Below are 21,458 nucleotides of genomic sequence, written 5' to 3'. Positions count from 1 at the left end.
CACGCGTCGCGCGCAACGCCCGTTCTGGGCAATGACTGCGCGGCTGATGCGATCAAAATAGAATGGACTTGCTGCGACGCAACGCATCGCGCGGGCGGCTCAATGTCACACGCGCTATGGCGCTGAGTTCAGGCTGATTTTTGCGACTCACCAGATTGTGAGTCCGGTTCCATCGCGGCACGCTGCGACAGAACATCGCAATGACAGCGAGTCACTGGGCTTGATCGTAAGCCTGCAGGATCCGAACGAAATCAGCCATGCTGGATCGATCCTGGTTTTCAGCCATGGCCGCAACCTGAGTATGGGATGCGGGCCGGCTGCCCTGCCAGAACCACATGAGGAGATCGGCGATGTTTCTCATGGCGTACTCGCTGCACCAGCTGTGGCCGTAAGCATCAATTGAGCGGCAAAGCGCGGCTCAATCGGGAGATAAGGCCAGTGGGCGCTACGCCGCCGGCCTTGTCCCGCAACTGCCGGCTCGGAGGCCGGTTCCGTTGCTGTTCACCGTGGATGTATCGGTAACACCGAGGACCTGGTCGGGCCATTGCGCGCAGGTATTGCGCGACCATACTTAGGTAGGCCCGGACTACACCGCCGCCTTCATCCGATAGTGGCTGACGCCCCACTCCGTTCCGTCGGCGCAGCCGAACAAACCGGCGGTGGCGAGGAAGAACCAGCGCCAGCGCCGCATCCACAAATAGGTCTCGTCGCCATAGACGTTGCGCAAGGCGGCTTCGATCGCGTCGCGATGTGCGTCGAAATTCGCCAGCCAGTCGTTCGCGGTGCGCTGATAATGCGTACCGCTCCAGCACCATTCCTTCTCGATCGCGAAGATGTCGGCATATTGCCGGATGAGCTGATGGCTCGGCATCACGCCGCCGGTGAAGAAGTGCTGGGCGATCCAGTCTTCGCGATTGGCGCGGTCGAACGCATAGGAGCCCGTGCGATGGGTGAAGATGTGCATGAAGAAGCGCCCCTCCGGCGCAAGCCATGCGCGCGCACGGGTCATCAGCTTACGCCAGTTCATCATGTGCTCGAACATCTCGACCGAGACGATGCGGTCGAACTGGCCGTCCGGCGCGAACACGTTCATGTCTGATGTGACGACGCGCAGGTTCAAGAGCCCACGGCTCTGCGCGATGTCCTCGATATAGGCGCGCTGCGATTGCGAGTTCGACACCGCGGTCACCCTGGCATGCGGAAACTGCCGGGCGATCCACAGCGACAGCGAGCCCCAGCCGCAGCCGAGCTCGAGGATGGTCTGCCCGTCGGCGAGGCCGGCATGCTCGACCGTCTGGCGCAACGCTTCCTCCTCGGCCTCCTGCAGCGTCGTCGCTTCGGTCTTGTAGAAGCAGGAGGAGTATTTGCGATTCGGGCCCAGCACCTGCGCGAAGAAGCTTTGCGGCACCTCGTAGTGCTGGGTGTTGGCAGCGTCGGTATGTTCGGCGATCGGCCGCATCATCATCCGTCCGGCGAAGGCGGCATCGTCGGCCGCCGTATGCGCGGCGAGACGCGTTGCGGTGCGCGAGCACAGGCGCTGGATGGCGGCGCGGACCACGAGATCCGGCAGCGGCACGCGTTCGGCAGTCCCGATGATCGTGGACACGACGCTCATGCGGCCATTCCCTCTCTCGGTGGCAACGGAAAGAACATGCTGGTTCGGGATTGATAGGCGCGGTAGCGCTCGCCGCGCGACCGCAGCATCTGCGCTTCCAGCGGCGGGATGCCGGTGACGTGGACCAGGATCCAGTACATGAAGATGGGTGCGAGCAGGCTGGCCCAGCCCCAGGGATAGCCGGCCGCAAGTCCGATCACGGGATAGGCGAGCCAGCCGAACCATTCGAAAAAATAATTGGGATGGCGCGACCAGCGCCACAGCCCGGCATCGCAGACCTTGCCGTGATTGGCGGGGTCGCGGCGGAAGCGGCGCAACTGCGCATCGGCCTGCGCCTCGCCCGCGATCCCGATCAGCAGGATCGCGGCACCCAGGACGTCCTGGATCCGCAAGGCTGATACAGGGACGTGCGCGGCGACAAAAATCGAAAACACCAGGGGCACCGAGCCCAGCGCCTGGTTCTGCAGGAAGATGAACATCCGCCGCGGGGCATTGAGCCCCCACTCCGCGGCAAAGGTGGCATAACGGGGGTCATCTTTGATCCCCGCGGTGCGGATCGCGATGTGGGTGCCGAGCCGGAGCGACCAGACCGCGACGAGGCCGGCAACCAGCCATTGCCGTTCATTGGGCCCCTCGCCTGCGACCGGCCACAGGGCGCTGCCGGCGCCGACCAGCCCGACGGCAAAGGTCCAGATCGTGTCGACCCAGCCGGAATTGCCGGTGCGCTGCTGTACAACCCAGGCGAAGGCCATCAGGACCGCGAGCGAAAGCGCGATGGCCGCCAGTCCGCCAAGATACGTCGCCATGCAAAAAATCCGAGCTAAGCCTGTGGAATGCCGAAGTTTTGCAAAATACGTCGGTATCAAAGCGCGGTTTCAGCTTTGGGTTCCCGGATCAGCCCCGAAATCGGCACAACCGGCGCTTTTTTTGGGCCGGCGCTGTGCCATAGTGCGGATGCAAGCAAGCTTCGTAACGGATGATACCGGCCATGCCGTCAGGCGCCTCGCCCCGCTCCTCCCTCGACATCGAATACACAAAACTGTCCTCCCCCAGCGTCTTCCTGGTGCGGATGCTGGTTTTCCTGGTGCTGTGCACGCTGGTGGGCGTGGTGCTCTACAAGCAGATCATCCAGGCCTTCTTCGCCAATCCCGGGCTGAACGCCCTGATCGGCGGCGTGATGTTCATCGGCGTCATCCTGGCCTTCCGCCAGGTGATCCGGCTCTATCCCGAGGTGTCCTGGGTCAACAATTTCCGCATCGCCGATCCCGGCCTGGCGCCGGCCCGGCATCCCAAGCTGCTGGCCCCGATGGCGATGATCCTGGGCGGCGAGCGCAGCGGGCGGATGTCGATCACGCAGACCACGATGCGGCATCTGCTCGATTCGATCGCGACCCGCCTGGACGAGGCCCGCGACATCTCTCGCTACATGACGGGCTTGCTGGTCTTCCTCGGCCTGCTCGGCACCTTCTGGGGCCTGATCGAGACGGTCGGCTCGGTCGGCAAGGTGATCGACGGCCTCAAGGTCGGCGGTGATTCCGGCGCGCTGTTCGACACGCTGAAGGAAGGCCTCGCCGCCCCGCTCGGCGGCATGGGCATTTCATTCTCGAGCTCGCTGTTCGGTCTCGCCGGCTCGCTGATCCTCGGCTTCCTCGATTTGCAATCGAGCCAGGCGCAGAACCGCTTCTACACCGACCTCGAAGACTGGCTCGCCACCACCGTGCGCGAGTACGGCGCCGGCGAGGTCGCGGTCGCGGCTCCCGCCGCCGCCGGCGGCGGGGTTGCCAGCGGCGAACTTCAGGCCGCGGTCGAGCGCTTGCGCTCGGTGCTCGAGGAAGGCAGCGCCAGTCGCGGCACCACGGCGGCGATGGCGAGCCTCGCCGAGGCGATCCAGGCGCTGGTCTCGCATATGCGGACCGAGCAGCAGATGATCCGCGAATGGGCCGACGGCCAGGGCGAGCAGAACCGCGAGATCCGCCGCCTCTTGGAGCGCATCGCGCGCCAGCCCGAGAAGAGTTAAGCAATCAGCATTTGAGAGGCGAGCATGGCTCTAGCCCGCGGCCGTCGTAGCGACGGCGCCTTCAACTACTGGCCAGGATTTGTCGACGCGCTATCGACGCTGGTGCTGTCGATCGTGTTCCTGCTCTCGGTGTTCCTGGTCGTGCAGTTCTTCCTGTCCCAGGAGGTGACCGGCAAGGACAAGGCGCTGGAACAACTCAACGCCAAGATCGCCCAGCTGACCGAGCTGCTCTCGCTGGAGAAGCTCGGCAAGCTCTCGCTCGACGACCAGGTCTCGCAGCTGAAGGCCGGCCTCGCCTCGGCCGAGACCGAGCGCGACCGCATGAAGGGTCTCTATGAGGGCCTCGCCAATGCCGGCAACGACGCGCAGGGCAAGACCGCCGAGCTCGGCAAGGCGCTCGACTCCGAGAAAGCCGTCTCGGCGCGGGCGCTGGCGCAGATCGAGGTGCTGAACCAGCAAATCAGCGCGTTGCGCCGGCAATTGGCGGCGCTGGAGGAAGCGCTCGACGCCTCGGAAAAGAAAGACAAGGAATCGCAGAACCGCATCGCCGATCTCGGCTCGCGCCTGAACGTCGCGCTGGCGCAGCGCGTGCAGGAATTGTCACGGTACCGTTCCGAATTCTTCGGTCGATTGCGCGCCATTCTCGGCAACCGTCCCGATATCCGCGTGGTCGGCGACCGCTTCGTGTTCCAGTCGGAAGTGTTCTTCGACACCGGACAGGCGACGCTGCTGCCCGAGGGCCGCGCCGAGCTCGACACTGTCGCGGCCGCGCTGATCGAGCTCGACAAGAAGATCCCCACCGAGATCGCCTGGGTGCTGCGCGTCGACGGCCACACCGACGTGCGGCCGGTGAGCGGCGCGAACTTCAAGTCGAACTGGGACCTGTCGGCGGCGCGCGCGATCTCGGTGGTGCAATATCTGATCTCGCTCGGCGTCCCCGCCCAGCGCCTCGTTGCCGCCGGCTTCGGCGAATTCCAGCCGCTCGACACCGCCAACACCGAAGACGCCTACAAGCGCAACCGCCGCATCGAGCTGAAGCTGACGGAGCGGTAGTGAGCGCGCTCCGCCTCCGCCCCTACGTGGACGCTGACGAAGCGGCAACGATCGAGCTGTGGCATCGCACCTGGCAGCAGGCCTATCCGCAGATCGATTTTGCCGCGCGCGTGGACTGGTGGCGCGAGCGCTGGCGCAACGAGCTGGTGCCGAAGGCCGCGATCGTCGTCTCGGAACAAGATGGCGCGCTGACGGGTTTCGTGACCATCGATGGCGACGGCTATCTCGACCAGCTCGTGGTCGACCCCAATCGTTGGGGCTCGGACGCGGCAAGGCTGCTGGTGGATGAAGCCAAGCGCCTGTCGCCATCGGGCGTGACCCTGCTGGTCAACAAGGACAACAGCCGCGCCATCCGTTTCTACGAGCGTAACGGCTTTGCGCATGAAGGCGAGGACGTGAACCCGACGTCGGGACGGCCGGTGCTGAAGATGGCGTGGCGGCCGTGACTGACGTCACGCAAAAGCGCGGCGCGGTTTGCTAGCGTGACATCAAGCAAGCAGATGGAGAGGATCGATGCGGCTGAGCGATCTGGCCAAGGGGTCTTCGGTTTTCCTGGGCGTCATCGTCGCCGGCTATGTGTCGACTGTGTATGTCGACCAGCGCCTGGCCGCACCGCCCAAAGCAGCCAGCGAGACGACGCCTTCGCCAAGTTCGACGAGCACACCTGCTCCGGCCGACAGCCCGGCTCCGGCCAACGGCGGATCCGCCTGCATCGGCGAAGGCGGCAGCTGGAAGAATTGGCCGTGGCCGAACGTGCCGATGGGCTCGCCGAAATGTCCGTGAGCGGGCCGACAAGCTCCGCTGTCATTCCCCGCGAAAGCGGGGAATCCAGTACGCCGCGGCTTCTCGGTTGAGCACGATTGTCTCGGAGTACTGGATCACCCGCTCCATTGCGCAAGTGCGCACAAGGCGGGCGATGACACCGTTGGTGGCGTGAGACACCGCCTCACACCCCCTCGAATTGCAACCTCGCCAGCCTCGCATAGAGCCCGTTCACCGCGACGAGCTCGGCATGCGTGCCCTGCTCGACGATTCTGCCCTGGTCCATCACCAGGATGCGGTCGCAGGACAAGACGGTGGCGAGGCGATGCGCGATCACCAGGGTGGTGCGGTGGCTCATCAGCTCTTCGAGCGCGGTCTGCACCAGCGTCTCGCTTTCGGCGTCGAGCGCGGAGGTGGCTTCATCGAGCAGCAACAGCGGCGCATCACGCAGGATGGCGCGCGCGATCGCGATGCGCTGGCGCTGGCCGCCGGAGAGCGTCACGCCACGCTCGCCGAGCGGGGTCTCGAAACCTTCGGGCAGGCGGCGGATGAACTCGGTGGCGTGCGCGAGCTCGGCGGCACGCTCGACCTCGGCGTCGGTCGCATCGGGCCGGCCGAAGCGGATGTTTTCGCGGGCGCTCGCGGCAAACACGTTGGATTCCTGCGGCACCAGCGCGATGCGGGAGCGGAAATCGCGCGGGTCGGCGGACTTCACCGGAACGCCGTCGAGCGAGATCGCACCATTGCGCGGGTCGTAGAACCGCAGCAGCAGATGGAAGATCGTGCTCTTGCCGGCGCCGGACGGGCCGACGATCGCGACCTTCTCGCCGGGCCGCACCGCAAACGAGACCGCGTCGAGCACGTTGACGTCGGGCCGCGCCGGATAAGAGAAGCTGACATGATCGAAGCCAACCTCACCGCGCCCGGGCACCGGCAATGCGCGCGGCGATGCCGGCGCCTTGATGTCGGGTTGCACATGCAGGATCTCGAACAGGCGTTCGGCCGCGCCTGATGCCGCCGACACCTCGCCCCAGACCTCGCTGAGCTGGCCGAGGCCTGCGGCCGCGAAGGCCGCATAGAGCACGAACTGGCCGAGCCGGCCCGGCGTGATCGCGCCGGTCAGCACGTCGTGCGAGCCGATCCAGAGGATGCCGACCACGCTTGCGAACACGATGAAGATGACGATGGCGGTGAGGACCGCGCGGGCCTGCGTGGATGTGCGCGCGGCCTCATAGGCCTGCTCGACCTCGCCGCCGAAACGCTTCGCTGCGAGCCCTTCGCTGGTATAGGCCTGCACGGTGCGGATCGCGCCGACCAGCTCGCCGGCATAGGCGGACGCATCGGCCAGCGTGTCCTGCGCATTGCGCGACAGCCGCCGCACCCAGCGCCCGAAGGCGACCAGCGGCAGCACGATCAAGGGGATCGCCAGCAGCACGAAACCGGAGAGACGCGGGCTGGTGATCACCATCATCGCCGCTGCGCCGAAGAACATCATCAGGTTGCGCAGCGCGATCGACACGGAGGCACCGACCGCGGATTTGATTTGCGTGGTGTCGGCGGTGAGCCGCGACACCAGCTCGCCGCTGCGCGCGGAATCGAAGAAGGCCGGCGAGAGCGAGAGCAGGTGCGCAAACACATCGCGCCGGAGATCGGCGACGATGCGCTCGCCGATCGTCATCACGAGGTAGTAGCGCGAGGCGCTCGCCAGCGCGAGCACGGCGACGACCGCGATCATCACCGAGAAGTAGCTGTTGATCAGCGCGATGCCTTCCGGCGTCAGGCCGAAATCAATCATCCGGCGCACCGCGACCGGCACCAGCAGCGTGGTCAGCGCCGCAACCGTCAGCGCTACGAAGGCCAGGACCGCCCGGCCGCGATAGCGGGCCACGTAAGGCGCAAGCGCCATCAACGGCCGCAACTTGGCCCGGCCCTTCGCCGGCTGCTCGATCAGTTCGGCTTCGATCGACGGGGCTTCTGCCGGCCCGGTTTCAAGCCGTTCTACTGCGCTCATGGGATCCGACCAAAAGAGAGACGTTGGCTCCACATAGGCCGCGGCAGGGGGCGAGGCAAATCCGGGATGTCCCTTAGGTGACGGCCCGGTTCTCCAGTCCCCACAATGGCTTGTTTTAGGGGCTCCTGTGGGGTATAGACCCGGCCAAATCCGTCATTCGATAGTCACTCAAGCAAGGCGCCGGGCGCCCTAGGAATTGCCATGAAAGCCGAAATTCATCCGGATTATCATACGATTAAGGTCGTCATGACCGACGGAACCGAGTACCTGACCCGCTCCACCTGGGGCAAGGAAGGCGACACGCTGAACCTCGACATCGACCCGAAGTCGCACCCGGCCTGGACCGGCGGCAATGCCCAGCTCATGGACCGTGGCGGCCGCGTCTCGCGCTTCCAGAAGAAGTTTTCGGGCTTCCTCAAAAAGGATTGATCCTGGCCGCAAGGCTGGAGACGAAAAACGCCCCCGGAAACCGGGGGCGTTTTTGTTTTTGGGGGCTACCGTCGCTACCAGACCCGTCATCCTGAGGTGCGAGTGGCGCGAGGCAAAGCATCGCGCCGGGAGCCTCGAAGGATGAACGGCCGAGATGCAGCCGGGCCGTCCCCCTTCGAGGCTCGCCATAGAGGCGAGCACCTCAGGGTGACGGTTAGAGATTAGACCTTACCGCTCGAACGCGGCCTTCAGCGCGTTGAGATGCGGCACCAGCGGGTTGCCGATCGCGATGTGGTCGGTCGGCGGGGTGTGGATGGTGGTGTCGAGGCGGCGGACGCGGGTCTGCAGGCTCATCGAGCGATGGATCAGCTCCTGGAGCATCGACGGCAGCTTCTCGATGGTGTCGGCGGGGCCGGGATCGGCGGCGGTGAGCTTGACCTTGGTCTTCTCGCGGTTGGCCTGGACCAGCGTCATCTCGCCTTCCTTCACCGCGCGGTGCAGCAGCAGCCACGAGGCGAGCTGCATCAGGCGCGTGGTCAGGCGCATGCTCTCGGTCGCGTAAGTCAGGCTGATGGCGCGATCGAGCGCCTTGGCCTCGTTGCGGCCCGCGCCGTCGAGATAGGCCGCGGTCTCTTCGACGAGATCCATGCCTTCACGGAACAGCGCGCCGAACGCCGCAGAATTGGTGAAACGCTCGCTGAGTTGAACGAGAGCCCCGTCGGCCTGCAAACGTTCCATGGTTAACGCCCCTTACGCAACTGTTTACCCGTCCGGCTTTGGCGCCGGCTTATGATGAACAAATCATTGCGCGGGGGAAGCGCGGAGTCCAGCGGCAAGCGCGGATATGGTTTCCGCGGGTCATTCCTCGGAATTCAACCGGGACTAGACGGCTCGAAAACGCTTCGGAGGCAAAAAAAGAGCCGCCGGAGACCGGCGGCTTTGAAAGTTGATAACAGGGAGGCGTCAAACAGAGTGGACAGGAGCCACTCGGTGTCCAAACGAGGACAGTCGAGTCATAAAGTGAAAAGCTTAATCGACCGTAAACGAACGAATTTTTTGAGGGTTCGTTAGCCATGTCGGCCAGAGGCCGAGCGGGGAAGCGGAACGAACTCTCACCGTCGCCCCGGCGAAGGCCGGGGCCCATAACCACAGGGAGGAGTTTGGCGAAGACTCGTCGTTCGGTACCGCTGTCAAAGCCCATAGACAGATCACGCGGTATGGGTCCCGGCCCCCGTGCGCAATTGCGCACTAGGCCGGGACGACACCGGTGATAAACCCACTACGACTTGAAAAAACTATTCGCCGCATCGCGGGAGGCGCGCTTTTTCGTGGCGGCTTCTTCCAGTCTTGCGATCTCGGTCTGCAGCAGGGCGACGCGCTCGGTCAATTCCTCGACGGACAAGAGTGAGAGATCCTGTCCAATCTCGTGGGTGATCTTCTTGCGCGGGCGGTCGTCGTCTTCCATCGGCATCGTCGTTCCTCCTGCGTCCGCGGGCCGGACCACATGGCCGAGGCGGTTGCCAGCCTGAACCGCGCTGGCTAAGCAAAGGGCTCGTTCTCCCTCGCACCTTTGCTCAAGGATACATCATGGACAAGCTGCCCGCGCAAATGACCGTGGTCGCCATCTCCAAGCCCGGCGGACCCGAGGTGCTGGTGCCGGAACAGCGTCCCGTTCCGCAGCCCGGTCCCGACGAGATCCTCGTCAAGGTGCAGGCCGCCGGCGTCAACCGGCCCGACGTGGCGCAGCGTTCCGGCGCCTATCCGCCGCCGCCCGGCGCCAGCGACCTGCCCGGCCTCGAAATCGCCGGTGAAGTGGTCGCGGTCGGCAGCAATGCCAAAAAACACAAGGTCGGTGACATCGTGATGTCGCTCGTCGCCGGCGGCGGCTATGCGCAGTACTGCATCGCGCAGGACGCCCAGGCGATGACCGTGCCGCCGGCACTGTCGATCAAGGAAGCCGGCGCGCTGCCGGAAACCCTGATGACGGTCTGGCACAACGTGTTCGAGCGCGGCGGCCTGAAGGCCGGCGAGACGCTGCTGATCCATGGCGGCTCTTCCGGCATCGGCACCATGGCGATCCAGCTCGCGAAGGCGTTCGGTGCAAAAGTGTTCGTCACCGTCGGATCGCAGGACAAGATCGATGCCTGCCTGAAGCTCGGTGCCGACCGCGCCATCAACTACAAGACCGAGGACTTCGTCGAAGTGATCAAGGCGGAGACGAACAAGGCCGGCGTCAATTTGATCCTCGACATGGTGGCGGGCGAGTATGTCGACCGCAACTATGACGCCGCCGCGGTCGACGGGCGCATCGTGCAGATCGCAACGCTCAACGGCCCCAAGGTCAGCGTCAACATCGCCAAGGTGATGGTGAAGCGGTTGACCCATACCGGCTCGACCTTGCGCCCCCGTAGTAATGCGGACAAGGCGGCCATGGTGGCCGCAATTGAAGCGAAAGTGATGCCGCTTTTGCGCGAGGGCCGCGTCAAGCCGCTGATGGACAGCGCTTTCCCGCTGGAAAAGGCATCCGAGGCGCACCGGCGCATGGAGACCTCCGCACATATTGGCAAAATTGTGTTGGAGGTCTAGGCCGCTGGCCGACCGGGGACGCCGGAAACCCTTTGATTTTCCTCGCTTTCGTGGCATCTATCGCGACGCGCCGAACGACTTCCGTTCGGCGTGAAATCGTCTTTACCTGACAGTCTTGCTCACTGAGTTTGCGTCGAACGCGGAGAACTGGCCTTGCGTCTGATCAGGTGCCTCGCGCCCATCGCGCTGGGCCTCATGATTCTTGTCGCCGCGTCGCCTGCACGCGCGCTCGACGCTGTCAGCGTCCGCGGTGACGCGCCCGCGATCGATCTCACCGGCGTGCTCGAGCATCAGCGCAGCGACGCCGACCGCATCCAGGTCTCCACCGCGCCTGGCACCGACGGCATCGTCCGCCGCATCGAGGTGCGCGCGCGCGAGGGCGGCCAGAACTGGATCGTGTTCGCGCTCGCCAACAACACCGACGACCAGCTCGACCGCCTGATCGTCGCCCCGCATTACCGCATCGTGTCCTCGGGCCTGTTGTGGCCCGACCTCGGGCTGTCGCGCATCGCGACCATCACGCCCTCGATCGGCGACCGGCCGGAGCGTCAGGAAAGCGCGACCGCCGACGTGTTCCGCATCACGCTCGATCCCGGCGCCGTCGTCACCTTCGTGGCGGAACTGCGCACGGACAAGCTGCCGCAGCTCTATCTGTGGGAGCCGGAAGCCTACAAGGACAAGGTCAACTCGTTCACGCTGTACCAGGGCATCGTGATCGGCATCTCCGGCCTTCTCGCCCTCGTGCTCACGATTCTGTTCGTGGTGAAGGGCAGCATCATGTTCCCGGCCGCAGCTGCCCTGGCCTGGGCGGTGCTGGTCTATATCGGCGTCGATTTCGGCTTCTGGGGCAAGGTGCTCGACATGTCGAACAACGCCGAGCGCATCTGGCGCGCGGCGGGTGAAGCGATCTTGGCGGCGACGCTGTTGGTGTTCCTGTTCGCCTATCTCAACCTCAGTCGATGGCATGTGCGCTACTCCCACATCACGGTGGGCTGGCTCGCGTTCCTCGGCTCGCTGGTCGCGCTCGCCCTGTTCGACCCGGCCGTCGCCTCCGGCATCGCGCGCATCTCGCTGGTGCTGATCGCCTTCGCCGGCTTCACGCTGATCGTCTATCTCTCCACCCACGGCTTCGACCGCGCGGTGCTGCTGATCCCGACCTGGTTCCTGCTGGTGGTCTGGGTGGTCGCGGCCGGCATGACGGTGGCCGGTTCCGTCACCAACGACATCGTCGGCCCGGCGCTGCTGGGCGGCCTCGTGCTGATCGTGATGCTGATCGGCTTCACGGTGATGCAGCACGCCTTCGCCGGCGGCGGCGCCACCACCGGCGTCGTCTCCGACATCGAGCGCCGGGCACTGGCGCTGGCCGGTTCCGGCGATCTGATCTGGGACTGGGACGTCTCCGCCGACAAGGTGTTCACCAGCCCCGAGACGGAAGCCCTGCTGGGGCTGAAGCGCGGCACGCTCGAAGGGCCCGCAGCCTCCTGGCTCGAGGTGCTGCATCCGCTCGACCAGGATCGTTTCCGTGCCGCGCTGGACAGCGTGCTCGACCAGCGCCGCGGCCGGCTGGTGCAGGATTTCCGCCTGCGCACCCCCGACGGCCATTTCATGTGGTTCGCGCTGAAGGCCCGTCCGGTGGTCGGCTCGGACGGCGAGGTCTCGCGCGTGGTCGGCACGCTCACCGACGTCACTGAGCTGCGCAACGCCGAGGAACGCCTGCTGCACGATTCCGTGCACGACAACCTCACCGGCCTGCCCAACCGCAAACTGTTCATGGACCGGCTCGGTGCCGTCGCGCATTTCGCAAAATCGATGCCGACGCTGCGGCCGACGCTGATGGTGATCGACCTCGACCGCTTCAAGCAGGTCAACGATTCCGTCGGCATCGCGGTCGGCGATTCCATCCTGCTGACGTTGGCCCGCCGCCTCACCCGCATCCTGAAGCCGCAGGACACGCTGGCGCGTCTCGCCGGCGACCAGTTCGGCCTGATCCTGCTGTCCGAACAGGACCCGGCCCGCATCACCGCCTTTGCCGAAACCATCCGCAAGACCATCCGCGCGCCGATCGCCTTCAACGACCGCGAGATTTTCCTGACGGCCTCGATCGGCCTTGCCCTGTCCGACCCGCAGACGCAGCTCACGGACGAAATCATCAAGGACGCCGAGCTGGCGATGTATCACTCCAAGCGCATCGGCGGCGATCGCATCGACGTCTACAAGCCGGCGATGCGCGCCCGCAAGACCGATCGTCTGACGCTGGAGAGCGAGCTGCGCCGCGCCATCGAGCGGCAGGAGCTCACCATCCTGTACCAGCCGATCGTCCGGCTGGAGGATCGTTCGGTCGCGGGTTTCGAAGCCCTGGCACGCTGGGATCATCCGAAGCTCGGCCGCATGGCGCCGTCGGAATTCATCACGATTGCCGAAGAGACCGGCCTGATCGTCGACCTCGGCATGTTCGTGCTCGACCAGACCGCAAAGCAGCTCTCGATCTGGCAGCGCGCGATGCGCTCGCGCGAGCCGATCTTCGCTTCCGTCAACGTCTCCTCGCGGCAATTGCTGCGCCATGATCTGATCCACGACATCCGCACCGTGCTGTCGCGCTCCTCGGTGGCGCGCGGCACGCTGAAGCTGGAGCTGACGGAATCGCTGGTGATGGAGAATCCGGAGCACGCGGCCCAAATGCTGACGCGGATCCGCGAGCTCGGCACGGGCCTGTCGCTCGACGATTTCGGCACCGGCCATTCGTCGCTCGCCTATCTGCAGCGCTTCCCGTTCGACACCATCAAGATCGACCAGTCGTTCGTGCGCACCACCAACCGCGGCACCCGGCCGGTGATCCTGAAGTCGATCATTGCGCTCGCGCATGATCTCGGCATGGACGTGGTGGCGGAAGGCGCCGAGACCGATTCCGATGCGGTGGAGCTCTATCAGCTTGGCTGCGAGTACGCGCAGGGCTTTGCTTTTGGCGAGCCCATGGACGCGGACGCCGCGATGCGGCTGCTGACGGAAGTGCGGTTAGAGGCGGCGAGCTGATCTTTCTGTTTCCCTTCTCCCCTTGTGGGAGAAGGTGGCGCGAAGCGCCGGATGAGGGGTTGCATCCGCAAATTCAGAAACAAGAAGAGTCGCACGCGGAGAGATACCCCTCACCCGTCTCGCCGCTCCGCGGCGAGCCACCCTCTCCCGCAAGGGGAGAGGGGAAGAAGGTCTCCGTCACCTTCTACCCCGGCCTGCGCCCATCCTTCTTCATCTTCGTGAACCGCACCGTCTGGCCATCCGGCATCCGCGTGGCCTTGAAGCCGGCGGCGATGCAGGCCTCGCGTTGCGGCATCTGGATATCCGGGCTGCGCGCGGTGTCCCACCATGAGGCACGGTTAGCCGCCCGCGGCAGGGCCGCGCCGATGATCTCCTCGATCTGCTCGAAGCTCAGCATGAATTCCATCTGCTTCTGCCGCAGCAGGTAGTCGCGTAGCGCGTCGTAATCGTTCACCGCCGTCCTCACCAATGCCCGCGGCCTGATCTGCTGAAAAGCGATGCCCGCGGAAACCAATCCTTAACTGATTGCAGCAGCGCCGTCGCGGCTTAAACACTACGCAAGATTTCAGGCGCATCCGTTAGGGTCGGGAGCAAAGGATGCTGTCTGGATGGCGCGAAGCCATGGCCCGCCGGCCCTGGCGTATTTCGGCGAAGCTGCTGATCATCTCGTCCGTCGTGACGGTGATCGGCTTTTCGGCCATTTGCGTCAACGTCATGCTGGACATGCGCCGCGGCGAGGAGGCACTGGCCCGCCAGACGCTGGAAAACCTGGCGACCTCGATCGACGCTGACATCAGCCGCAACATCGATATCTACGACCTGTCCCTCAAGGCGGTCGCCAGCAACATGCTGCTGCCCGAGATCAACACGGTCTCCAAGCCGATCCGCCAGCTCATCCTGTTCGACCACGCCACGACCGCAAAGCATTTCGGCGCCATCCAGGTGTTCGATGCGGACGGCAATCTGTCCATCGATGCGTCCACGCTCGACCCTGTTGCGGAAAATCGCGGCAGTGAGGAGTACTTCACGGTCCATCGCGACAATCCCGATGCCGGCCTCTTCATCAGCCGTCCGATGCTGTTCCGCGGCGCCTACTCCATCGTGCTGAGCCGGCGTCTCAGCGATACCGACGGCGGCTTCCTAGGAGTCGTCGCGGGCTCGATCCGCTTCACCTATTTCCACGAATTGTTCGAGCGGCTGAGCCTCGACCCCGAGGACACCATCACCGTGCTCAAGCGCGACCGCACCATCATGATGCGGCGACCGTTCGATCTCGACATCATCGGCAAGAATCTGAACGACCGCCAGAGCTGGAAGGCGGACAACTTGCGCGTCGGCGGCTCGTTTGCGGGACAGGGCCCGGTCGATCCGACCGCGCGGCTCTATGCGCGCAGCGCCGGCACCGGCCCGCTGTTTGTGGTGGCGGGCAAGCCGCTGAGCACGGTGTTCGCGCTGTGGCGGAAGGAAGCGCTTCGCATCGGCGCCGTGGTTCTGGTGCTCGCACTGTTCGTGCTGGGCTCGGCGATCCTGCTTGCCCGCGAGATCGGCCGGCGAGCGGATGCCGAAAACAAGCTGGAGGAGATGGCGACGACCGACGCGCTCACGGGCCTGCGCAACCGCCGCAAGTTCGACCAGACGATCGACACCGAATGGCGCCGCGCCATGCGCCAGAAGACCCAGGTTGCGCTCCTGATGATCGATGCCGATCACTTCAAGGCCTACAACGACACCTTCGGCCACCAGGCCGGCGACCAGGTGCTGGTCGGCATCGCCATCTGCATCTCCGATTCGGTGCGCCGCGCCGGCGACTGCGCCGCGCGCTATGGCGGCGAGGAGTTCGCCGTGCTGCTGCCGAACACGTCCGCCACCGACGCCTTCAAGATCGCCGAGACCATCCGGGCCAAGGTGCTGGGCTGGTCCGACGGCAGCGCGGGGTCGACCGTCTCCTGCGGCATCGCCAGCCTCGCGCCCACCAGCGGCGTGGACTGGACCGTCCTGGTCGCCGCTGCCGACAAGGCGCTCTATGCGGCGAAAGCCGGTGGCCGCAACCAGTCGGTGGTGGCGAGCCTGCCGAAGCTGTCGCTGGTGGCGTGAGGGGCTGCTGTCGTCGTCAGGCGTGACGCAATCGGCCAGATCATCGCTGTCGTCCCCGCGAACGCGGGGACCCATAACCACAGGGAAGAATTTGGCGAAGACTCGTCGTTCGGTACTGCGGCCGAACGCGATCGATGGCTTCCGCGGTATGGGTCCCTGCGCCCCGTGCGCAATTGCGCACTAGGCAGGGACGACAGCGAAACAGCGGCGACTACTGCCCGAGATACTTCTTCATCTCCGCGATCAGCCCATCACGCAATTCCGGCCGCTTGAGGCCGTAGGCGATGTTGGCGCGGAGGAAGCCGGGCTTGGAGCCGCAATCGTGGCGCTCGCCCTCGAACTCGACGCCGTAGAATTTTTGCGACTTGGCGAGGCCGATCATGGCGTCGGTGAGCTGGATCTCGCCGCCGGCGCCGCGCTCCTGGGTCTCGAGGATCTTGAAGATCTCGGGCTGCAGAATGTAGCGGCCGGTGATCGAGAGATTGGAGGGCGCGGTGCCCTTGGCCGGCTTCTCGACCATGCCGTCGACCTCGAACATCTTGCCGGTGCGCTTGCCGACGCCGCAGATGCCGTATTGATGGGTGAGATGGTCGGGCACCGCCTCGACCGCGATGACGTTGGATTTTTCGCCGAGCTTGCCGGCGGTCTCGATCATCTGCTTCAGGCAGCCGGGCGTGTTGAGCACGAGCTCGTCGGGCAGCACCACCGCGAACGGCTCGTTGCCGACGATATCGCGCGCGCACCAGACCGCGTGGCCGAGGCCGAGCGGCGCCTGCTGACGGGTGAAGCTGACGGCGCCCGCTTCCGGCTGGTTCTGCGCCAAAATCTCCTGCTCGGCCTTCTTGCCGCGCGCAGCGAGCGTCGAGTCGAGCTCGAACATCTTGTCGAAATGATCTTCGATGACATTTTTGTTGCGGCCGGTGACGAAGATGAAGTGCTCGATGCCGGCTTCCCTCGCCTCGTCATAGACGTACTGGATCAGCGGCTTGTCGACGATGGTGAGCATTTCCTTCGGCATCGCCTTGGTGGCCGGCAAAACGCGGGTGCCGAGGCCGGCGACGGGGAATACAGCTTTGCGGATTTTCATGTGATTGATCGAATACCTTGGGGCGCACGTGAAAGAAGCAATGGCATCTTGCTAACCGTTTTGCAGCCGGTAACAAAGGCGGATGTAGGGCTCGGCCGTTGGAATTGAGAAAAGGCCACCACTGAAATTTCACCTTTGTTAAGATATTGGCAACCGTAACGAGGCCTCCTGATGGCTGATTTTTGGCCGGACGGATGGGACATGAGGCAATCGGTGGCAGGCTTGGCAAAACGCGGGGGATCTCTGGCCGGCGCAACAATCATTGCGGCCGCGCTTCTGTTCCCTGCGGTCGCACAGGCTCAAGGACAACAAGGGCAAAACGGGCTGTCGAAGCTGTTCGGCGGCATTTTCTCCGGCCCGGACCCCGCGCCGTCGCAGCCCGCGCCCGCCCCGGGCGGCGCGCAACCCTGGAGCGGCGAGGACGGCGCCTCCGGCCATCCGCTGATGACGGCGGCTGCGATCCGCGAGGCTGCCGGCAATTTTGACAATTGCGTTGCCGGGATGTGGCCTGATGCCGCACGGCGCAACATCACACAGGAGAATTTTCAGCGCTTCACCGCTGGCCTTTCGCCCGATCTGCGCATCATGGACCTAATGGATTCGCAACCCGAGTTCACCAAGTCGATCTGGGATTATCTCGACATTCTCGTGAACGACAACCGGCTCGCCAAGGGCAAGGAAGTTCTCGCCAAGTACAAGGCGCAGTTCGACGCGACCGAGAAGGCCTATGGCGTCGACCGCTACATCATCGCCGCGATCTGGGGCATCGAGTCCAATTATTCGACGCAGATGGGCGACCGCAGCGTGCTGCAATCGACCGCGACGCTCGCCTGCGTCGGCCGCCGCCAGGCCTATTTCAAGGACGAATTCCTCTCCGCGCTGGAGATCCTCAACCGCGGCGATTTGCGCCCGGAGCAGATGCGCGGCTCCTGGGCCGGCGCGTTCGGCCCGACCCAGTTCATGCCGACCGCGTTCAAGCGCTTCGCCGTCGACGGCGATGGCGACGGACGGCGCGACGTCGTCGACAACGCAAGCGACCTGATCGCCTCCACCGCCAACAATCTGAAGAAGGACGGTTGGCAGAGCGACCAGACCTGGGGTTTCGAGGTCGTGGTGCCCCAAGGCTTCAACTACATGCTGGCCGATCGCGCCAAGGCGATGACGATCGCGCAATGGGAGAAGCTCGGGCTCAAGCGCGCAACCAACCAGCCCTTCCCGCATCCGGCGGAGAAGGCCTATCTGCTGGCGCCCGCCGGCGCGCAGGGGCCCGGCTTCCTGATGCTGCAGAATTTCCGGGTCATCATGAAATACAATCCGGCCGAGGCCTACGCGATGGCGATCGGCCATTTCGCCGACCGGCTGCGCGGCGGCCAGCCCTTTGTGCAGCAATGGCCGCGGCAGGAGCGGGAATTGTCCCGGACCGAGCGGCTGGAACTCCAGCAACTCCTGGTCCAGCGCGGCTTCTACAAGGGTACCCCGGACGGCCAGTTCGGCGGCCAGACCCGGGACGCGCTGCGCAACTTCCAGGCCTCGATCGGGGTGCCCGCGGACGGGTTTGCCTCCTCCGACGTGCTGGACCGGCTGCGCGGGCGGTAAAATCGCGCCGAAAGTAACCCTGAGGCGGGATTTTGCCCGATCGGCGGTGGTTGGCCCCAAGAATCTGCAAGAGAATTTGCCCGTTTGGCGCCCGATTCCGTTATTATAACGACCTACTTCCAGACCCCGTTGCGCGCGCCCGAGATCGCATGTCGAAGCCAAAATCCTTTTTCAAGGCGCTGACCGAGACCGGCCCGTTGATCGCGCTGGGAACGGCGCTTGCGATCATGGTCTCGATCGCGGGACCGGCTTCGGCGCAGTTCTTCAACTTCCCCGGTTTCGGCGGCCCGCCGCAGCGCCAGGCTCCGCCGCGCAGCGGTGGCGGCGGCTGGTTCGGCGGCGATTTCTTTGCGCCGTTCCAACAGCAGCAGCAGCAGGCCCCGCGCCAGGATTTCTCGCGCGCGCCGGCACCTGGCAAGCGCGACACCATCCCGGACAAGAACGTGCTGGTGATCGGCGACGCCATGGCCGACTGGCTCGCCTACGGCCTGGAAGACGCCTACACCGAGCAGCCCGACATGGGCGTAATCCGCAAGCACAAGACCACGTCGGGCCTGATCAAGTACCAGCCGAAGGGTGAGCCCTCGGACTGGGCGGCTGCGGCAAAGGGCATTCTGGAAACCGAGAAGCCCGACGTCATCGTCGTCATGCTCGGCCTCAACGACCGCATCGCGATCCGCGAAGCCGCGCCGGACAAAACGGACAAGCCGGCCGACAAGGACAAGAAGAACGACAAGGGCGCGCGCGGCAAGCCGCCGGCGAAGCCCGGCGATGCCAAGCCCGACACCGCCGCCAAGCCCGACGACAAGCCGGCCGATACCGACCTGCCGCAGGACGACGCCGACAACGCCGATACGCCGGCGGCCGCGCCGGAAAAGACCGCGCGCAATCCGAACGGCCTCTACGAATTCCGCGACGACCACTGGGTCGAGCTCTACGGCAAGAAGATCGAGGAGCTCGCCAACGTCCTCAAGGCCAAGGGCGTGCCCGTGCTCTGGGTCGGCCTGCCCGCGATCCGCGGACCCAAGGGCACCGCGGACATGCTGTTCCTGGATTCGCTCTACCGGGAAGGCGCCGCCAAGGCCGGCATCACCTATGTCGACGTCTGGGACGGCTTTGTCGACGAAGCCGGTCGCTTCCTGCAGAAGGGTCCGGATTTCGAAGGCCAGATCCGTCAGCTCCGCAGCGGTGACGGCGTCTATTTCACCAAGCCCGGCGCCCGCAAGCTCGCCCATTATGTCGAGCGCGAGATCACGCGCCTGCTGGCGGGCCGCTCCGGCCCGATCGCGCTGCCGAGCGAGCCGGCGACGCCCGACACCAGTGCCGAGCCCGGCAAGCCGGCGCCGCGACCGCTCGCGGGCCCGATCGTGCCGCTGGTTGCAGCCTCGATCTCGACCGATCAATTGCTGGGTGGACCTGGCACGCGCCCCGCCGCCGTCGATGCGCTCGCCGCCAGAACGCTGGTGAAGGGCGAGCCGCTCGCCGCACCCGCGGGCCGTGCCGATGATTATTCATGGCCGCGCCGCGAAGTCGGTCGCGAGCAGGCCAAGGGCGATACGCCGATGGCCGCGACGACGCCTGACGGTGGTGCTGCGGCCCCCGGCACGACGCCGGGTGCAGCCGCGGCGATCGCGCCACCCAAGCCGCTCGCACCGAAGAAGCCGACGCCACCGCCGCAGCAGCCGGCACAGGCCGCGCCGTCATTGCGTGATTTCTTCGGCTTCGGCTCGCCGCAGCCGGCGCCGCGTCAACTGGCGCCCGCCCCGCGCAACCCGAATCCAAACCCTGCGATTCCGCGACCGCCCGGCAATGTCGGGCGCTCGGCGGAAGTGGCGCGGTAGTCGTTGCTCTGAATTAAATTGTCATTCCGGGGCGCGCCTCTTGGCGCGAGCTATGGTGCGCAATTGCGCACCTGAGAATCCATTCATCGACATTGACGGTGGCTCGATGGATTCCGGGCTCGCGCTTCGCGCGCCCCGGAATGACGGGCCGCCGTCAGCCGTAATAACGCCAGCGCGGCGGCGGGCGACGGGCGGGGCGCGACATCAGCAGCGCGAGCGCGAAGCCAATGCCACCGGCAATCAGCAGCGCACCGAGCGGATTGTCCTGCACCTTTTGCGAGATCGCCTGCGAGCCGCCGCGAAGGGTCTCGCCACTGTTCTCGTAGGCATCCTTGGCGTAGCTCGCAGCGGTGTCCGTGGCGTCGCGCACGGCGTCCTTCGCCTGGCCGTAGAGATTCTGCACCGTGCCGGCGGCTTCGCGCGCCTTGCCCGATGCCTGTGTCTGCGCATCGCCTGCCATGTCTCCGATGGCGCCTTCCGCACGTCCGGCGAATTCCTTGGCCGATCCGACGATCCTGTCCTTGTCCATGATGCTCCTCCTCGGGGGTCTGCCGGAGTAACCGATCAGGAGCAGCGCAGTTCCAGTGCGGCTTAGAGAATAAGCCCGCCATCGACGACCAGTGTCTGGCCGATGATGTAGGACGACAGCGGCGAGGCCAGGAACAGCGCCGCGCCCGCCATGTCGGCCGGCGTGCCCAATCGCCGCAGCGGAATGCGCAAAAGTGCACCTTCGAGCCGCTTGGGATTATCGGTTGTCACCTTCGTCATCTTGGTGTCGACCAGACCGGGCGCGATGCCGTTGACGCGAATGCCATCCTCAGCCCACGCCTCTCCCAAAGTCCGCGTCAATCCGACCGCGCCGGTCTTCGAGGCGTTGTAGGCGGGATTGCCCATGGTGGAATGATAGGCGGCGGTCGAGGACACCATGATCAGCGCGCCCTTGGAGTCCCGCAACATGGAATGAAAGCGCGTCGCGCACGCCATCAGGCTCATCAGGTTGACCTCGACGACCTTGCGGAAGCCCGCCATCTCGAACTCGCCGCGGCGATAGATCACAGCACCTTGCGCCAGCACCAGAATGTCGAGCTTGTCGAAGGGCGGCTTGAACGCTTCGATCGCACTGGGGTTGCTGACATCGAGCTGCGCGTAGGCCAGGCCGCTGAGATCAGAGCCTTCCTCTACCGAATATTCCGTCGCACGAGCGCGCGTGCCGCAAACCGCGACGGCCGCGCCTCTCGCGCGAAAGGCTTGCGCGATGCCGTTGCCGATACCGCTGGAACCACCGACGACCAGCACCTGCTTGCCGGAGAAATCGAGCTCGTTTGCCATCGCGGCCT

Annotated in this window: 20 protein-coding genes; 10 read left to right on the top strand and 10 right to left on the bottom strand. The window is 65.2% G+C overall.

All coding sequences use genetic code 11. The features are described 5' to 3' along the window. Positions 1-211: 211 nt before the first annotated feature. The 3 genes from QA645_RS08410 to QA645_RS08400 form a co-directional block, all read right to left on the bottom strand. Entirely contained in the window at positions 212-361 is a 150-nt protein-coding gene (locus QA645_RS08410) for a hypothetical protein (protein WP_283049535.1), read from the bottom strand. Positions 362-586: 225 nt separating this feature from the next. Further along, entirely contained in the window at positions 587-1,615 is a 1,029-nt protein-coding gene (locus QA645_RS08405; protein WP_283049533.1) for a cyclopropane-fatty-acyl-phospholipid synthase family protein, read from the bottom strand. After that, positions 1,612-2,421 (bottom strand): DUF1295 domain-containing protein, encoded by an 810-nt coding sequence (locus QA645_RS08400; RefSeq protein ID WP_283049531.1) that lies wholly within the window; start codon positions 2,419-2,421, stop codon positions 1,612-1,614. Before QA645_RS08400 ends, QA645_RS08405 begins: the two co-directional genes overlap by 4 nt. Before the next feature lie 182 nt (positions 2,422-2,603). On the opposite strand from QA645_RS08400, the gene QA645_RS08395 reads away from it, so the two are divergent. The 4 genes from QA645_RS08395 (at position 2,604) to QA645_RS08380 (ending at position 5,468) form a co-directional block, all read left to right on the top strand. Then, complete coding sequence (locus QA645_RS08395; RefSeq protein ID WP_283049529.1) at positions 2,604-3,632, top strand: flagellar motor protein MotA; 1,029 nt, start codon at positions 2,604-2,606, stop codon at positions 3,630-3,632. A gap of 24 nt (positions 3,633-3,656) precedes the next feature. After that, positions 3,657-4,685, top strand: a complete 1,029-nt coding sequence (locus QA645_RS08390; protein ID WP_283049527.1) for a peptidoglycan -binding protein — start codon at positions 3,657-3,659, stop codon at positions 4,683-4,685. Further along, complete coding sequence (locus QA645_RS08385) at positions 4,685-5,131, top strand: GNAT family N-acetyltransferase (RefSeq protein ID WP_283049503.1); 447 nt, start codon at positions 4,685-4,687, stop codon at positions 5,129-5,131. The genes QA645_RS08390 and QA645_RS08385 overlap by 1 nt, the downstream gene beginning before the upstream one ends. A gap of 67 nt (positions 5,132-5,198) precedes the next feature. Beyond that, entirely contained in the window at positions 5,199-5,468 is a 270-nt protein-coding gene (locus QA645_RS08380) for a hypothetical protein (protein ID WP_283049501.1), read from the top strand. Positions 5,469-5,631: 163 nt separating this feature from the next. Here QA645_RS08380 and QA645_RS08375 read toward each other — a convergent pair whose 3' ends face one another. Next, entirely contained in the window at positions 5,632-7,458 is a 1,827-nt protein-coding gene (locus tag QA645_RS08375) for an ABC transporter ATP-binding protein/permease (protein WP_283049500.1), read from the bottom strand. A gap of 201 nt (positions 7,459-7,659) precedes the next feature. Here QA645_RS08375 and rpmE point away from each other — a divergent pair, with 201 nt between their 5' ends. Continuing rightward, on the top strand, positions 7,660-7,887 hold the full coding sequence (rpmE, locus tag QA645_RS08370; protein WP_027530154.1) for a 50S ribosomal protein L31: 228 nt from the start codon (positions 7,660-7,662) through the stop codon (positions 7,885-7,887). A gap of 228 nt (positions 7,888-8,115) precedes the next feature. On the opposite strand, the gene QA645_RS08365 is transcribed toward rpmE, so the two are convergent. Then, the gene (locus QA645_RS08365; protein WP_254133991.1) at positions 8,116-8,625 is read right to left on the bottom strand and encodes a DUF1465 family protein; all 510 of its coding nucleotides are present in this window, start codon (positions 8,623-8,625) and stop codon (positions 8,116-8,118) included. A gap of 541 nt (positions 8,626-9,166) precedes the next feature. After that, on the bottom strand, positions 9,167-9,358 hold the full coding sequence (locus tag QA645_RS08360) for a DUF1192 domain-containing protein (RefSeq protein WP_283049497.1): 192 nt from the start codon (positions 9,356-9,358) through the stop codon (positions 9,167-9,169). A 116-nt stretch (positions 9,359-9,474) separates the two neighbouring features. On the opposite strand from QA645_RS08360, the gene QA645_RS08355 reads away from it, so the two are divergent. After that, the gene (locus tag QA645_RS08355) at positions 9,475-10,473 is read left to right on the top strand and encodes an NAD(P)H-quinone oxidoreductase (RefSeq protein WP_283049496.1); all 999 of its coding nucleotides are present in this window, start codon (positions 9,475-9,477) and stop codon (positions 10,471-10,473) included. A gap of 153 nt (positions 10,474-10,626) precedes the next feature. Further along, positions 10,627-13,503: an EAL domain-containing protein gene (locus tag QA645_RS08350; protein ID WP_254133994.1), complete on the top strand. Its 2,877-nt coding sequence runs from the start codon at positions 10,627-10,629 to the stop codon at positions 13,501-13,503. Between the two features lie 184 nt (positions 13,504-13,687). On the opposite strand, the gene QA645_RS08345 is transcribed toward QA645_RS08350, so the two are convergent. Further along, positions 13,688-13,957 (bottom strand): hypothetical protein, encoded by a 270-nt coding sequence (locus QA645_RS08345; protein ID WP_283049494.1) that lies wholly within the window; start codon positions 13,955-13,957, stop codon positions 13,688-13,690. A gap of 143 nt (positions 13,958-14,100) precedes the next feature. Between QA645_RS08345 and QA645_RS08340 the strand changes: the two genes are divergently transcribed. Beyond that, a complete protein-coding gene (locus QA645_RS08340) occupies positions 14,101-15,597 on the top strand; it encodes a diguanylate cyclase (RefSeq protein WP_254195308.1) in 1,497 nt (498 codons plus the stop codon). A 211-nt stretch (positions 15,598-15,808) separates the two neighbouring features. On the opposite strand, the gene galU is transcribed toward QA645_RS08340, so the two are convergent. Then, positions 15,809-16,684: a UTP--glucose-1-phosphate uridylyltransferase GalU gene (gene galU, locus QA645_RS08335; RefSeq protein ID WP_254133997.1), complete on the bottom strand. Its 876-nt coding sequence runs from the start codon at positions 16,682-16,684 to the stop codon at positions 15,809-15,811. A gap of 201 nt (positions 16,685-16,885) precedes the next feature. On the opposite strand from galU, the gene QA645_RS08330 reads away from it, so the two are divergent. Next, positions 16,886-18,280, top strand: a complete 1,395-nt coding sequence (locus QA645_RS08330) for a lytic murein transglycosylase (protein WP_283053138.1) — start codon at positions 16,886-16,888, stop codon at positions 18,278-18,280. 149 nt (positions 18,281-18,429) lie between these two features. Then, on the top strand, positions 18,430-20,121 hold the full coding sequence (locus QA645_RS08325) for an SGNH family hydrolase (RefSeq protein WP_254133998.1): 1,692 nt from the start codon (positions 18,430-18,432) through the stop codon (positions 20,119-20,121). A gap of 154 nt (positions 20,122-20,275) precedes the next feature. Here the strand turns inward: QA645_RS08325 and QA645_RS08320 are convergent, their stop codons facing one another. Both QA645_RS08320 and QA645_RS08315 read right to left on the bottom strand, forming a co-directional pair. Continuing rightward, entirely contained in the window at positions 20,276-20,650 is a 375-nt protein-coding gene (locus tag QA645_RS08320; RefSeq protein ID WP_254133999.1) for a CsbD family protein, read from the bottom strand. 62 nt (positions 20,651-20,712) lie between these two features. Continuing rightward, positions 20,713-21,450 carry an SDR family oxidoreductase gene (locus QA645_RS08315; protein WP_283049493.1) on the bottom strand — a complete coding sequence of 246 codons (738 nt, stop codon included), beginning with the start codon at positions 21,448-21,450 and terminating at the stop codon, positions 20,713-20,715. Between the last annotated feature and the right edge of the window lie 8 nt (positions 21,451-21,458).

It is taken from the genome of Bradyrhizobium sp. CIAT3101 (assembly GCF_029714945.1).
GTDB lineage: Bacteria > Pseudomonadota > Alphaproteobacteria > Rhizobiales > Xanthobacteraceae > Bradyrhizobium.
The sequence above is the reverse complement of the archived record's forward strand: the minus strand, read 5'-3'. Positions and strand labels throughout refer to the sequence as shown.